This is a genomic window from Eisenbergiella sp. OF01-20 (assembly GCF_003478085.1).
GTDB lineage: Bacteria > Bacillota > Clostridia > Lachnospirales > Lachnospiraceae > Eisenbergiella.
In genome coordinates this window covers 219-13102 of sequence record NZ_QUES01000017.1, presented here as the reverse complement: position 1 = coordinate 13102, position 12884 = coordinate 219, and the positions used below count along the sequence as shown (strand labels likewise).

10 protein-coding genes and 6 tRNA genes are annotated in these 12884 nt (G+C 50.0%); 3 read left to right on the top strand and 13 right to left on the bottom strand.

Annotation, left to right across the window (positions count from 1 at the left end; genetic code table 11):
- Positions 1-11: 11 nt before the first annotated feature.
- Together DXA36_RS18525 and DXA36_RS18520 are read left to right on the top strand one after the other, a co-directional pair.
- Positions 12-491 carry a zinc ribbon domain-containing protein gene (locus DXA36_RS18525; RefSeq protein ID WP_118680969.1) on the top strand — a complete coding sequence of 160 codons (480 nt, stop codon included), beginning with the start codon at positions 12-14 and terminating at the stop codon, positions 489-491.
- 159 nt (positions 492-650) lie between these two features.
- A complete protein-coding gene (locus tag DXA36_RS18520; RefSeq protein ID WP_118680968.1) occupies positions 651-1841 on the top strand; it encodes a tyrosine-type recombinase/integrase in 1191 nt (396 codons plus the stop codon).
- Between the two features lie 31 nt (positions 1842-1872).
- Here DXA36_RS18520 and DXA36_RS18515 read toward each other — a convergent pair.
- The 13 genes from DXA36_RS18515 to DXA36_RS18460 form a co-directional block, all read right to left on the bottom strand.
- Positions 1873-1945 (bottom strand) — tRNA-Lys (locus DXA36_RS18515).
- 98 nt (positions 1946-2043) lie between these two features.
- Positions 2044-2115 (bottom strand) — tRNA-Gln (locus tag DXA36_RS18510).
- Between the two features lie 4 nt (positions 2116-2119).
- Positions 2120-2193: transfer RNA gene (locus DXA36_RS18505), tRNA-His, on the bottom strand.
- Positions 2194-2225: 32 nt separating this feature from the next.
- Positions 2226-2299, bottom strand: a tRNA-Arg gene (locus tag DXA36_RS18500).
- A gap of 172 nt (positions 2300-2471) precedes the next feature.
- A tRNA-Gly gene (locus DXA36_RS18495) sits at positions 2472-2542 on the bottom strand.
- 42 nt (positions 2543-2584) lie between these two features.
- Positions 2585-2659: transfer RNA gene (locus tag DXA36_RS18490), tRNA-Pro, on the bottom strand.
- Positions 2660-2752: 93 nt separating this feature from the next.
- Entirely contained in the window at positions 2753-3232 is a 480-nt protein-coding gene (locus DXA36_RS18485; protein WP_118680967.1) for a metallophosphoesterase family protein, read from the bottom strand.
- Positions 3233-3271: 39 nt separating this feature from the next.
- On the bottom strand, positions 3272-3880 hold the full coding sequence (gene rdgB, locus DXA36_RS18480; protein ID WP_118680966.1) for an RdgB/HAM1 family non-canonical purine NTP pyrophosphatase: 609 nt from the start codon (positions 3878-3880) through the stop codon (positions 3272-3274).
- Between the two features lie 78 nt (positions 3881-3958).
- Positions 3959-5116 carry a THUMP domain-containing class I SAM-dependent RNA methyltransferase gene (locus DXA36_RS18475; RefSeq protein WP_118680965.1) on the bottom strand — a complete coding sequence of 386 codons (1158 nt, stop codon included), beginning with the start codon at positions 5114-5116 and terminating at the stop codon, positions 3959-3961.
- A gap of 179 nt (positions 5117-5295) precedes the next feature.
- Complete coding sequence (locus DXA36_RS33020) at positions 5296-5466, bottom strand: hypothetical protein (protein ID WP_182479148.1); 171 nt, start codon at positions 5464-5466, stop codon at positions 5296-5298.
- A gap of 74 nt (positions 5467-5540) precedes the next feature.
- Positions 5541-6017 carry a DUF1700 domain-containing protein gene (locus DXA36_RS18470; RefSeq protein WP_182479147.1) on the bottom strand — a complete coding sequence of 159 codons (477 nt, stop codon included), beginning with the start codon at positions 6015-6017 and terminating at the stop codon, positions 5541-5543.
- Positions 6018-6260: 243 nt separating this feature from the next.
- Positions 6261-8633 (bottom strand): alpha-xylosidase, encoded by a 2373-nt coding sequence (gene yicI / locus DXA36_RS18465; protein ID WP_118680963.1) that lies wholly within the window; start codon positions 8631-8633, stop codon positions 6261-6263.
- 86 nt (positions 8634-8719) lie between these two features.
- A complete protein-coding gene (locus DXA36_RS18460) occupies positions 8720-9736 on the bottom strand; it encodes a LacI family DNA-binding transcriptional regulator (RefSeq protein ID WP_118681096.1) in 1017 nt (338 codons plus the stop codon).
- 456 nt (positions 9737-10192) lie between these two features.
- Between DXA36_RS18460 and DXA36_RS18455 the strand changes: the two genes are divergently transcribed.
- Positions 10193-12622 (top strand): GH36-type glycosyl hydrolase domain-containing protein, encoded by a 2430-nt coding sequence (locus DXA36_RS18455; RefSeq protein WP_118681095.1) that lies wholly within the window; start codon positions 10193-10195, stop codon positions 12620-12622.
- The last annotated feature ends 262 nt before the right edge of the window (positions 12623-12884 follow it).

The following is a 12884-nucleotide window of genomic DNA, read 5'->3' as shown; positions in this document are numbered from 1 at the left end:
GAGGGGAATATATGCCACTTATTAACTGTCCCAGATGTGGAAGACAGATATCAAATAGAGCAGTTCAATGTCCGGAATGTGGATTGCAATTTCCTCCAAATACAGGTGCCTTTTCCAAAGACGCCCTAATGCATAATGTAATACCCACCTGTCCGGATTGTGGTTCTCCTGATATTGTCTATTCCACAAAAAAAGAACCGGTACCGCTAGATATTGGTACCGTTATTGTATATATATTGTTGGCTTTGACGTGTTGTGGTTTACTCGTTGTCATTCCAATTTTGTTATCCCCAAAAGAACGAACTGTCACTTATGCAACTTGTCGCAATTGTGGATACCGCTGGAATATACTGGAGCATAATATTGTTTCTCATGACAGAAATGTACAGAGCAAGCAAAAACAAAAAGATGGGGTGTTGATCGGCGTACTCAGTATTACTATCTCTTTAATTGTAATTCTTGTATGTATACTAATATACGTTAATAAATAAAAAAAACCGCCCCAGTGCTACCAACACCAGAGCGGAATTAATTGAATACTGTACAGACCGGAGCCGGTAAAGCATTCCTCGCAAGATTATTTTACCACGACCTCCGGCACCTGTACAGGTGTTATTTTTTTTACGCAAAAATAAGGAGGTACAGCAATTATGGCAAAAGCAAAAAGATTGCCGTCAGGTTCCTGGCGCTGCCAGGCCTACGATTACACAGATTCTAACGGTAAAAGGCACTATGAATCTTTTACAGCAGATTCGAAAAAGGACGCTGAATTCATGGCGGCTCAATTTGCTATGGAGAAAGAACAGCGCCGGCACATGTCCTCAAACTCTCTGCGGAATGCAATCGACGTGTACATCGAAACATCTGATGCGATTCTGTCGCCAACAACAATCCAAGGATATCGGAAAATTCAGAACAATGCCTTCGCAGATATCATGGAACTTCCACTCAAAAAACTGACCCGGCAGAGACTTCAGGACGCAGTCAACCTGGAAGCCAAACGTCCGAACGCCAAACGTAAGGATAAGGTCCCTATCTCCGCCAAAACGGTACACAATGAGTATGGACTGATAACTGCAGTCATCAATAAATATTTACCCTCCCTGGACTGCACAGTGCGCCTTCCTCAGACCGAAACGCATATTAAGGACTTACCCTTGCCTGATGAAATATATAACGCTGTAAAAGGCTCAGAGGTGGAGCTGGCCGTTATGCTTGCCATGTGGTTATCCTTTTCCATGTCTGAGGTCCGTGGGCTTACAAAATCAAAGTCAATCCGGGGAAACTATCTTGTGGTGGAAGAAGTTATTGTGGATGTTGATAACAAGCCCGTGGTCAAGCAGAAGGGAAAAACAAAGACCCGGACCCGGATGCACCGCATGCCGGCTTACATCCAGAAGCTGATATCCCGAACGGATCCACAAGAGGATCGCCTTGTCCCTATGACACGGTCGCAGGTATATTTCCGCTTCACACGCTTAATAGAAAAAGCCGGATTAAAGCCGATGACCTATCATGACCTCAGGCACGTTAATGCCTCTGTCATGGCTCTCCTGCAAGTCCCCGATAAGTATGCCCAGGAGCGCGGAGGGTGGAAAACGGATACCGTCATGAAAAAAGTGTATACCCATACTTTCGGGCAGGAACGGCAGCGGGTGGATAACATGATAGACGATTATTTCCAGGAACAGATAGGGATAGTTGAACCGGATTTACCAGAAGGATATATGTCCTGGCTTCGGGACACTGGCCTCAAGGATACTCAGGAATTAAGAGAAAAATATGCAACATTTATGGAGTCACTTCCTCAATCATGCAACACAAAATGCAACACGCAATAAAAAAAGCCCTGTAAATACAAGGCTTTTGTACTGAAGCACGGGGGATTCGAACCCCCGACAACCTGATTAAAAGTCAGGTGCTCTACCGACTGAGCTAGTGCTCCTCATCTTATTCAGTTACCTTTCCCCAATTTGTAAAAAGTATACATCCGGAAAAAAGAATAAAAAAAAGAATCATATACAAAAGATTCCTTTTGTGCAACTGGGCTAGCTGGATTCGAACCAGCGAATGCAGGAGTCAAAGTCCTGTGCCTTACCGCTTGGCGATAGCCCAAGAAGGTGGATAAAGGGATTCGAACCCTTGGCCTCCAGAGCCACAATCTGGCGCGCTAACCAACTGCGCTATACCCACCATATGGATTATGAAAATTCTCATAACCTCAACGTGCTCGAAGGGATTCGAACCCCCGACCCACGGCTTAGAAGGCCGTTGCTCTATCCAACTGAGCTACGAACACATATTACGGGAACGCCTGGCGATTAAACAACAGGACTACTCTGACTGATGCCGGCAGCTGAAATCTGCCAATCGGGCAGCCGCTTACAAATGCCTGTCCCAAAAAGGACCGCCAGTAAACAGATAATCTACCCGCAAACGGGAAATTACCAACAAACAGTTAATCACCCGCAAGCGGGTGATGGGAATCGAACCCACGTATCCAGCTTGGAAGGCTGGTGTTCTACCATTGAACTACACCCGCATATATCAAACAAAAACCGTGTACAACTAAAAGTATGGGTAATCGGGGTGACAGGATTCGAACCTGCGACCTCCTGGTCCCAAACCAGGCGCTCTAGCCAAGCTGAGCCACACCCCGGTTTCTGCTCACCTTTAGCCGTGACGCAGAAGTTATTATATAACACCCATCAGCATATGTCAACGGATATTTTGAATTTTCTTACCAATTTTTTTACAAAAAATTCAAATGGTAATGAACCTGGCCATCCCTGTCAAGATCCATAAGGATATAAGAGGGCCTGCGCCCTTCCTGGCGCGGAAACGAAAGGCTGCCCGGATTGATCGCGGTAACCTCCTTGTCCACATCGATGACCGGCTTATGGGTGTGGCCATACATAACTATATCAACGCCTCTGGCCCTGGCTTCCTCCTTCAGTATGGAATTTCCCATGGATACATAGTAATTATGGCCATGGGTAAGCCATACCCTGTATTTCCCCACATCAAATTCCCTTTCCCTGGGAAGATCCGTAAAAAAATCGTTATTACCGGCCACAATTTCCACCGGGCAGTCCGCACCGGCCTTATAAAGCTCCTCGCTTCCTTCGGAATCGCCGCAGTGTATAAGCATATCTATAGGTTTTATGCGTTCTATTAAAGCAAGGAATCTGTCATCTCTGCGATGGGTATCGCTGATTATCAATACCTTCATCCTCTGTTCCCTCTTTCCTCATGTGTACCGGAATCCGGACTACAGGATTCCGTCAAGACGCTCCTTCATCATGCGCAGCGCATTCCCTCTGTGGCTGATTTGGTTCTTTGTCACGCTGTCCAGCTCCGCGGTGGAACAGCCGTATTCCTCCACATAAAAAATAGGATCATAACCAAAGCCATTGGTACCCTTTTCTTCCCAGCCGATATATCCCTCAATGATACCTCTGACCACAAACTCCTCCGGTTCATCGCCCGGTATGACCGCGGCAATGGCACAAACAAACCTGGCTGTACGCTCTTCTTTGGGGACGCCGTCTAAGCGGCCTATCAGATTTGCATTTTTAATCCGGTACGAGGTGTCTTCGCCCATATATCTGGCGGAATAAATGCCCGGCTCCCCGCCCAGGTAATCAATCTCCAGGCCGGAATCGTCCGCCAGGACAATATCGCCCTTACCGGCACAGGCGGCCACCGCCCTTGCCTTAATCAGTGCATTTTCCTCAAAGGTACTTCCATCCTCCACAATATCAGCCGCTATCCCGGCTTCCTTCATAGACAGCACCTGCAGTTCCGGATTATCAAGAATCATGCGGATTTCCCGCATCTTCCCTTCGTTTCCCGTAGCAAAAATAACTCTCCTGCTCATTTATCCTGTACTCCATCCGTTTTATTCCCGCGGACAAGGGGCCAAGTTCGCCTTGGCGGCTGCCGCCGGGTATCTGGCCTAGTCTTCCTGCTTCTGCCGTTTCGGCGGCCTGGGGCCTAAATACTGGTAAAAATAGGTCTTCATCATCCCATTATATATTTTCCTGTTTTTATCCGCTTTTCTTCCGATATCACGTTCTGCGTTTTCATAAGCGGTAATCAGATACATGGACCAGGAATCCAGACCGGCGAACCGTTCCCCGATTTCCTTATATAAGGCTGGCAGGGCGGCTTTTTCTTCAAGCCTTTCCCCATAGGGAGGATTGGTAATCAGGAAACCATACTTCCTGGGATGACTGAGCTGCGACAAAGGGCGGCGCTGGAAATGGATCAGCTTTTCCACACCCGCAAGACGCGCATTCTCCCTGGCAATGGAAACCATCTTGTCATCAATATCATAGCCCTGGATATCCGTTACCACATCCAGGTCCACCATGTCTCCCGCTTCGTCCACCGCATCGTACCAGTTCCTTCTGGCAACCACCTCCGGCCAGTTCTCTGCCGTAAAGCTGCGGTTCATGCCGGGCGCCATGTTGGCCGCCATCAAAGCCGCTTCAATGGGAAATGTCCCGCTGCCGCAGAAAGGATCCACCAATATCCGATCTCCCCTCCATGGTGTCAGCATGATAAGGGAAGCGGCCAGATTCTCCGCAATGGGTGCCTTTGCCGTCAATTTACGGTACCCTCTCTTATGAAGGGATTCCCCCGTAGTATCCAGCCCTACCGTCACCTCATCCTTCATCAGGAACACGCGTACTGGAAAAGAAGCCCCGTTTTCCTCAAACCAGCCCGCATGATAGCTTTCCTTCAGGCGTTCCACCATCGCTTTTTTCATAATGGACTGGATATCTGAAGGGCTGAACAGCTTGCTCTTCACACTGGCGGCCTTAGCCACCCAGAATTTTCCGTCCCGGGGGATATATTCCTCCCAGGCCAGGCCTTTCGTCCCCTGAAACAATTCTTCGAAGGTTTCCGCATGAAAGCTTCCCACCTTAATCAGAATACGCTCCGCACTGCGCAGAAACACATTTGCCCGGCTGACCGCTTCTTCATCCCCGAAAAACGTAATCCGCCCGTCCTCCACCTGAAGCACATCATACCCCAGATCAATAATTTCTTTTTTTAATACCGCCTCCAGCCCAAAATGGCAGGGCGCAATCAACTCAAATTTTCTCATAGCTATATATTACGTTTATTTCTTTTTCCCGTCAATGATATTTTGATCTATCTCCGGCCGGCCCCACAGTCGTTGGACACAGAGGCATCCGCCTCCTGCAAAGTCCGGGTTCCTGTATGTAAAAAGCCGGGAAGGGCGGATATCTCCGCGCCTTCCCGGCTTTTTTCAGCTATTGTAGATTAATAATTGTTCTCTTTGCTGCTGTCTTTTCCGCTGTGGCAGTCAGAAGAGCTGTTCTTGCTCTGGTTGTTCTGATTCTTCTGGCTGTTGCTGCTGGAATTCTCAGACTTATTCTGCTGGTTCTGCTTTTCGCTGTTCTGGCTGTTCTGGTTGTAATCATTCTTAGACATAATATAAAACCTCCTGATTCATTTTTGTTACAGGAGTAGTATTTGAAAAAACAGCTTTTTTATGCACAATAATTTTATTTTTTTCGAAAGAGCCGGATAATATATACCACCAGTACGATAGGAATCAGATAAGGCAGAACGGCCCACATCAGGGAACCGACCACGCTGATGACCACCACCACCGCCATCAGGACCAGGATAGCTATCAGCCACCCGGGCATATGCACCCGGTTCACAGTACCTCCGGTTCTTTGGGTAAATTTTTCTTCCTGGTAATCATTCTGGCTGCCCGGACCTCCGGCCGCCCGGAATTGTGTCTCGTTGGCTTCATGGGCATATTCATCTCCGGCACGTTCTGCCGCATCTATCAGGGTTCTTGCCAGAATCCGGGGATCCCCAAGTCCGGACAGGATATCGGATTCCGTCCTTCCTTTCGCCGTCTCTGTTTTAAAATAGGTGTCATAAAATGTAAGATTATCTTCCACGGATGCAGCCGCCATATTCCCGTTCAGTGCACGCCGCAGAGCTTCCAGGAATTCTGTTTTTGTCATCTGCTTATCTCCTTTTTTACTTCCTATTCGTATCATACCCCACTAAAGGCTATATTACAAGAAAACGGTTTATGAAAAAAAGATTAAAAAATACTAAAGTCATGGGACTGTGAACAGGAATAAAGTTATACCAATACGGAGGGGCGCGTGTTCCAAAAAGGCCCGCCCGGTTATCATACACCGGACGGACCTTTTTATTTCTGCTTTCCTGTTTCTGTTAGGAAAGCGAATCCCGTGAACTTATTAACTAATAGTAACCGTCACCTTCCGGGTGCTACCGGAAACAGCTATGGAAACGGTATTTTCCCCGGCATCTGCAAGGATTTCCCCGCCTTCCGCCTTACTTTCCCCGCCGATGCCGTGAAGCACCAGGGTGAGGCCGTCCATGTCCGCATCCGCCGCAAAGGTAATGGTATCCCCGTTTCTGTCTGCGGTTACCACGGTCACCGTGTTTCCTTTCTGATCCACCAGACGGCAGCTGCAGGAAGCGCCTTCCGCCAGTTCATACAGATGCAGGGCAGCGCCTTCCCTGTAGTCATAATCCGGTCTGTCATTTACGCTGCCGAGGGCAAGAAGGGTATTTTCCCTGACATAGAGCGGCAGGGAAAAATAATCATATTCGCCTTCATAGTAACGGCCTCCGGTTTTTACCTCACCGGTGAAATAATCCGTCCATCTGCCTTCCGGAAGATAATACTGCGCTTTTTTATCCGCACGGAGCACGGGGGCTGCCAGAATGGCATCGCCCAGCATATACTGGGTTTCCAGATAGGCGGCTGCCGGATCGGCGGGGAATTCAAATACCATGGGACGCATCATGGGGGTTCCTTCTTCATGGGCCTCCACAGCCTTGGCGTACAGATAAGGCATCATGGTGCATTTCAGCCGGGAGAAGAAACGGACAACATCACTCGCTTCGTCGTCAAATAACCACGGCACTCTGTAGCTTCCGGATCCATGCAGCCTGCTGTGGGAGGAAAGCAGTCCGAAGGCCGCCCATCTCTTATACAAATCCGGGCTGGCGGTGCTTTCAAAACCGGATATGTCATGGCTCCAGAAGGAGAAGCCGGACATGGAGAAGGAAAGTCCTCCCCGGATGGTTTCCGCCATGGAAGGGTAATTGGCGGAACAGTCACCGCCCCAGTGTACCGGGAACTGCTGTCCGCCTGCCGCCGCGCTTCTTGCAAAAAGGACGGCTTCCCCTTCTCCCTTCACTTCCTTCAGCAGATGGAACACACACTGGTTGTACAGATACGTGTAATAGTTGTGCATGCTTCCCTGATCGCTTCCGTCAAACCATTCCACATCCACGGGGATTCGTTCACCGAAGTCGGTCTTAAAGCAGTCAACCCCCATATCCAGAAGGGTTTTCAGCTTGTCGGCGTACCATTTGCAGGCGGCTGGGTTCGTGAAATCCACCAGGCCCATTCCGGCCTGCCAGTTGTCGGTCTGCCATACGCCTCTGCCGTCGGCCCTTTTTACCAGATAGCCGTTTTCAGCCCCTTCTTTAAAGAAAGGGGTTCCCTGGGCAATATATGGATTGATCCAGACACAGATTTTCAGCCCTTTGTCATGGTATCTTTTCAGCATTCCTTCTGTATCCGGGAATACTCTCTTGTCCCAGGTAAAATCGCACCACTGGAATTCCTTCATCCAGAAGCAGTCAAAGTGGAATACGCTCAAAGGGATATCCCTGTCAGCCATTCCCTGGATAAAGGAGCTTGTTGTTTCCTCATCATAATTGGTGGTAAAGGAGGTGGACAGCCACAGCCCGAAGCTCCATGCGGGAGGCAGGGCGGGACGTCCGGTATAGGCGGTATAGGATTTAAGGACTTCCTTGGGTGAGGGTCCGTAGATAAAGCAGTAGCGCAGCTCTTCCCCGGGAACGGAGAATCCCACATATTCCACTTTTTCACTCGCCACTTCAAAGGAAACATTATCGGTATGATCCACATAAATACCGTAGCCTTTGTTGGTCATATAGAAAGGGACGCTCTTATAGGCCACCTGGGATGCGGTGCCGCCGTCTTCGTTCCAGGTTTCCACCACTTGTCCGTTTTTCACAAAGGAGGTGAACCGTTCCCCGAAACCGTATACATTTTCCCCTACCTGCAGGGAGAGTTCATTTACCATATAAGGCTTTCCGTTTTCCGTCAGATAATTGTCCGCCGGAAACATGGTGGAAGGCGTTCTGTCCCAACGGGCATACCCAAGGTTATGGAAACCGCATCTGGTAAGCTCTTTTCCTTCCGCTTCAAAAGAATAGCCCCATTCCTTCCGGTTCACACGTACGGCAACCTTTCCTGCCCTCATAACGGCTTCTTCTTCCCCGATTTCCACATGGACCTCCACAGGCTGGGGATGCTTGGGGCAGACAGGCTCCTTTTTATCATAGCCTTCATGATGCCATGCCCTTACCGCTATCATGTTTTCCATAGGAGCGGTGAATTCCAGGGTAATGGTGGGCATATTCAGGGTTGCACCCCTGGAGCTGATATATCCCACCGGGGCAAGCACCCTCATTCCTCCCGGGATTTCCTGCACATCATATGCCTGTGATGCATATAAAATATTGGCTTTTTCACTGCGCAGCCAATATCCTTCCGTAAATTTCATATTCGTTTTCCTCTCTTTCTTAAGTCAGACACCCCGTCGTAAGCAACAGGGTATCCGTCTGCCCGCTGTCCGCGGGAATCCGTGCATCATAATTCCAGACTGCCTACAGACCCGCCTTCAAAAACCTCCCCCTTAACCACAAGGATTTCCGGGACGCTGGTTTTCGGGCTTTCGATCTGTCCAATCAGCTTTTCTGCGGCAAAGCTCCCCAGTTTGCCGGTATCCTGCTTTAAGGTGGTAAGCTTCGGATCCACATGCCTTCCTATCCGCAGGCCGTCATATCCTGCGATGGAAATATCCTCCGGGATCCGGAACCCCTTTTCCCGCAGGATGTTCATTCCTCCCAGACAGGCGAAATCATCCGGGTATAAAATGCAGGTGGGCGGGCAGGGAAGCTTGAGCAGCTCCTCTGTGGCAGCGGCGGCGCCGTCCGTATCCCGATAGCCGGCTTCCAGCACATACTCGTCCGGAATATCCAGCCCCAGCTCCCCGGCCGTCTTATAAAAAGAAGAAAGCCTGCTGCCGGTTACGGAGGACGCATGGCCGTGGATATAGGCGATCCGCCTGTGCCCTTTGTGGTAAATAAACTGCAGCAGGGAGCGCATACCCTTGACATTATCGGACATTACAGCGATCCGGTTATTGAAAATATGATCGATTGTCACCACCGGAATGTCGCTTGCCACAAGCTGGGACACCTCCGGATCCTCAAAATCCACACAGGCGATAACCACGCCGTCAAAGCCCCGGTATCTGGCATGCTCCAGATAGGTCATCTGCCTGCGCCGTTCCTTATTCCGGTTGACAAAGGTGATATCGTAATCCTTTTTTTCAGCCGTTTCCTTAAAGCTTTCCAGCACACTTGCAAAATAATCGTGCGTCAGTCCGCTGTTCGCTTCATCGGCAAACAGGACTCCCAGATTGTAGCTCCGGTTGGTTTTGAGGGTCCTGGCTACGGAATTGGGGAAATACCCCATCTCCTTCGCCGTCCGGCGGATTAACTGCCTGGTTTCTTCCCCGATATCGGTATGGTTATTCAGCGCCTTACTCACGCTTGCCACGGAAACCCCGCAGGCCCGGGCGATATCCTTCATGGAAACCATCTGCATCACACTCCTTCCGCCGTTTTTTCTTAATCGTTTTCGCCCTTCTATCATAGCTCACTTTCCCCCGGTATTTCAATAGAAATATTTGTTTTTCACAGCAGCTTGACCATTTTTGTCATTTTTATATAAATAACCTCTTTTTTTCTATGCATAATAACCACAACACCGCTCGCCGCAAAGGCCGCAGGTTTTGCGCGCGTAAATTTTGGGTATTCTTTTTACCTGTGAAAGCACACGGGACAGTTACCTTATTTTTTTGGGATTACCTCTTGAAAAACCGGGAATTTTTCTATATAATCCATGTCATAAGCAGTTTTATACGCTTTTACTTAATCGTTTTCGTAATGATGTTGTCACTTTGTATCCTGTCTGAAACCGGCAGGGAGGCAGGACATGGAAAAAGCCTTCCCTTACCGAAAGCAACGTCCGCCGTGCGGACAGAAAGGTGTTTGTATGAAATATGGATTTTTTGATGACCGCAGCTGTGAATATGTGATCACCACTCCCGAAACTCCTCTTCCCTGGATTAACTATCTGGGCTGCAAGGATTTTTTCACCCTGATTTCCAATACCTGCGGAGGTTATTCCTTCTATAAGGACGCCAAGCTTCTCCGCCTGACCCGTTATCGTTACAACAATGTACCCTATGACAATAACGGACAGTATTTTTATATCAAAGACGGCGCAAGCATCTGGAATCCGGGCTGGCAGCCCACCCAGACAAAGCTGGACTCCTACGAATGCCGGCACGGCCTTGGCTACAGCAGCTTCACCGGAGCCCTGAACCAGGTGAAGGCTCAGGTTCTCACCTTCGTACCTCTGCATGATACCTGTCAGGTGACCAGTCTGACGCTGACCAATGAAAGCGGTGAAGCCAGAAGTCTTTCCCTGTTCTCCTACGTGGAATGGTGTCTCTGGAATGCCGATGATGACATGAAGAATTTCCAGCGTAATTTAAGCACCGGAGAGCTGGAGGTGGAAGGCTCCACAATCTATCATAAAACAGAGTACAGGGAGCGCAGGAACCATTATGCTCTCTATTCGGTTAACACGCCTGTGGATGGCTTTGATACCAGCAGGGATGCTTTCTTAGGCACCTACGGAACCCCCGCCGCACCGGCCGTCGTAAAAGAAGGAAAGGCTTCCAATTCTGAAGCGCATGGCTGGTCCCCTATCGCCTCCCACCAGATCAATGTCACCCTGGCTCCCGGGGAAAGCCGTACCTATGTCTTTGTGCTGGCCTATGTGGAAAATGAGGAAGAGGAAAAGTGGGAAGCCCCCGGTATTATCAACAAGTCCCGCGCCCATTCTCTTCTTTCCCGCTATGCGTCCGTGGAAAACGTGGAAAAAGCATTTACGGAATTAAAGGACTACTGGCAGGAACTTCTTTCCGGCTACCAGGTTGTTTCCGGCTGTGAGGAAGTTAACCGTATGGTGAACATCTGGAATCAGTACCAGTGTATGGTAACCTTCAATATGTCCCGCAGCGCTTCGTATTACGAATCCGGTATCGGAAGGGGAATGGGCTTCCGGGATTCCTGCCAGGATTTGCTGGGTTTTGTCCATCTGATTCCGGAAAGGGCCAGGGAACGTATCCTGGATATCGCTTCCGCCCAGTTCGGCGACGGCAGTACCTATCACCAGTACCAGCCTCTTACCAAAAAAGGGAATGCGGATATCGGCGGCGGCTTCAACGACGATCCGCTGTGGCTGATTGCCGGAACCAGCGCCTATATCAAAGAAACCGGCGATACCTCCATCCTGTCCGAAATGGTTGCCTTTGACGACGGCGGGGAAGGCACGCTGTTTGAGCATCTGACCCGATCTTTTACATTTACAGTAACCCACAAAGGCCCTCACGGCCTTCCGCTCATCGGCCGCGCCGACTGGAACGATTGCCTGAACTTAAACTGCTTCTCCGCGCAGCCCGGAGAATCCTTCCAGACCTTCGGCCCCAGTGAAGGACCTGTGGCGGAATCCGTTTTCATCGGCGGAATGTTCGTAAAATACGGGGAGGAATACGCACAGCTGGCCGAGCTTCAGGGACTTGCGGATATTGCAGCCAGTGCCCGCAGGGAAGTATCCGCCATGTATGATACGCTTCTGGACGCCGGCTGGGACGGTGACTGGTTCCTCCGTGCCTACGATGCCAGCAGCCATAAGGTAGGTTCCTCCGAATGTGAGGAGGGGCAGATCTTTATCGAGCCCCAGGGCTTCTGCGTACTGGCCGGTGTAGGCGTCAAAGAAGGCAAAGCAAAGCGCGCCCTGGACAGTGTAAAAGAACGTCTTGACACCCCATACGGCATCATGCTTCTGCAGCCAGCTTATACCCGTTATCACCTGGAGCTTGGGGAAATCACCTCTTATCCCCCGGGATATAAAGAAAACGCAGGAATTTTCTGCCATAACAATCCCTGGATTTCCATCGCAGAAGCCGTAATCGGCAGAGGGGACAGGGCCTTTGAGGTATACCGGAAAACCTGTCCGGCTTTCCTGCAGGATATCAGTGAAATCCACCGCACCGAACCTTACTGCTATTCCCAGATGATCGCAGGCAGGGATGCCGCCACCCATGGAGAGGCGAAGAACAGCTGGCTGACAGGTACTGCAGCCTGGACCTTTGTAAACATTTCCCAGTACATCCTGGGCATCCGGCCAGGCCTGACAGGACTGTGCATCGATCCCTGCGTCCCCGGGGACTTCGGTGATTTCACCATCACAAGACGGTTCCGGGGAGCGGTTTACCATATCGAGGTGAAAAACCCCAACCGGCTGGAAAAGGGCGTATCTTCACTCCTGGTAGACGGTGAAACGGTGGAAGGGAACGTGGTTCCTTTTGTGGAAGGGAAAAAAGAATACCATGTAACGGCGGTTATCGGATAAGCGCGATCCCTGCGGCCCGTAAATGGTCTGCGCTTCAGCAGGCAGACATAAGCCTGTCTTTTCCATAAAAAGCCGGAACCGGCTGTCCTTTTAATAAGGGCCGCCGGTTCCGGCTTTCTTCCTTTCAAGCGCTTTTCCTGTGTCATTGCTGTTAAACGTAATATCTCCGTCACCCTTATGGCAAGCCCACGACATAAAAATACGTAAAGTACTCAAACTTCGCAGTTGCCGAATGGCCCTCCGCCGGCTGTCTGTGCGGCGT

What these genes read in the sequence shown, in the direction of transcription:
- DXA36_RS18525 (WP_118680969.1), top strand. Translation starts at nt 12, where the DNA reads ATGCCACTTATTAACTGTCCCAGATGTGGAAGACAGATATCAAATAGA.
- DXA36_RS18520 (WP_118680968.1), top strand. Translation starts at nt 651, where the DNA reads ATGGCAAAAGCAAAAAGATTGCCGTCAGGTTCCTGGCGCTGCCAGGCC.
- DXA36_RS18485 (WP_118680967.1), bottom strand. Translation starts at nt 3,232, where the DNA reads ATGAAGGTATTGATAATCAGCGATACCCATCGCAGAGATGACAGATTC.
- rdgB (WP_118680966.1), bottom strand. Translation starts at nt 3,880, where the DNA reads ATGAGCAGGAGAGTTATTTTTGCTACGGGAAACGAAGGGAAGATGCGG.
- DXA36_RS18475 (WP_118680965.1), bottom strand. Translation starts at nt 5,116, where the DNA reads ATGAGAAAATTTGAGTTGATTGCGCCCTGCCATTTTGGGCTGGAGGCG.
- DXA36_RS33020 (WP_182479148.1), bottom strand. Translation starts at nt 5,466, where the DNA reads ATGTCTAAGAATGATTACAACCAGAACAGCCAGAACAGCGAAAAGCAG.
- DXA36_RS18470 (WP_182479147.1), bottom strand. Translation starts at nt 6,017, where the DNA reads ATGACAAAAACAGAATTCCTGGAAGCTCTGCGGCGTGCACTGAACGGG.
- yicI (WP_118680963.1), bottom strand. Translation starts at nt 8,633, where the DNA reads ATGAAATTTACGGAAGGATATTGGCTGCGCAGTGAAAAAGCCAATATT.
- DXA36_RS18460 (WP_118681096.1), bottom strand. Translation starts at nt 9,736, where the DNA reads ATGGTTTCCATGAAGGATATCGCCCGGGCCTGCGGGGTTTCCGTGGCA.
- DXA36_RS18455 (WP_118681095.1), top strand. Translation starts at nt 10,193, where the DNA reads ATGAAATATGGATTTTTTGATGACCGCAGCTGTGAATATGTGATCACC.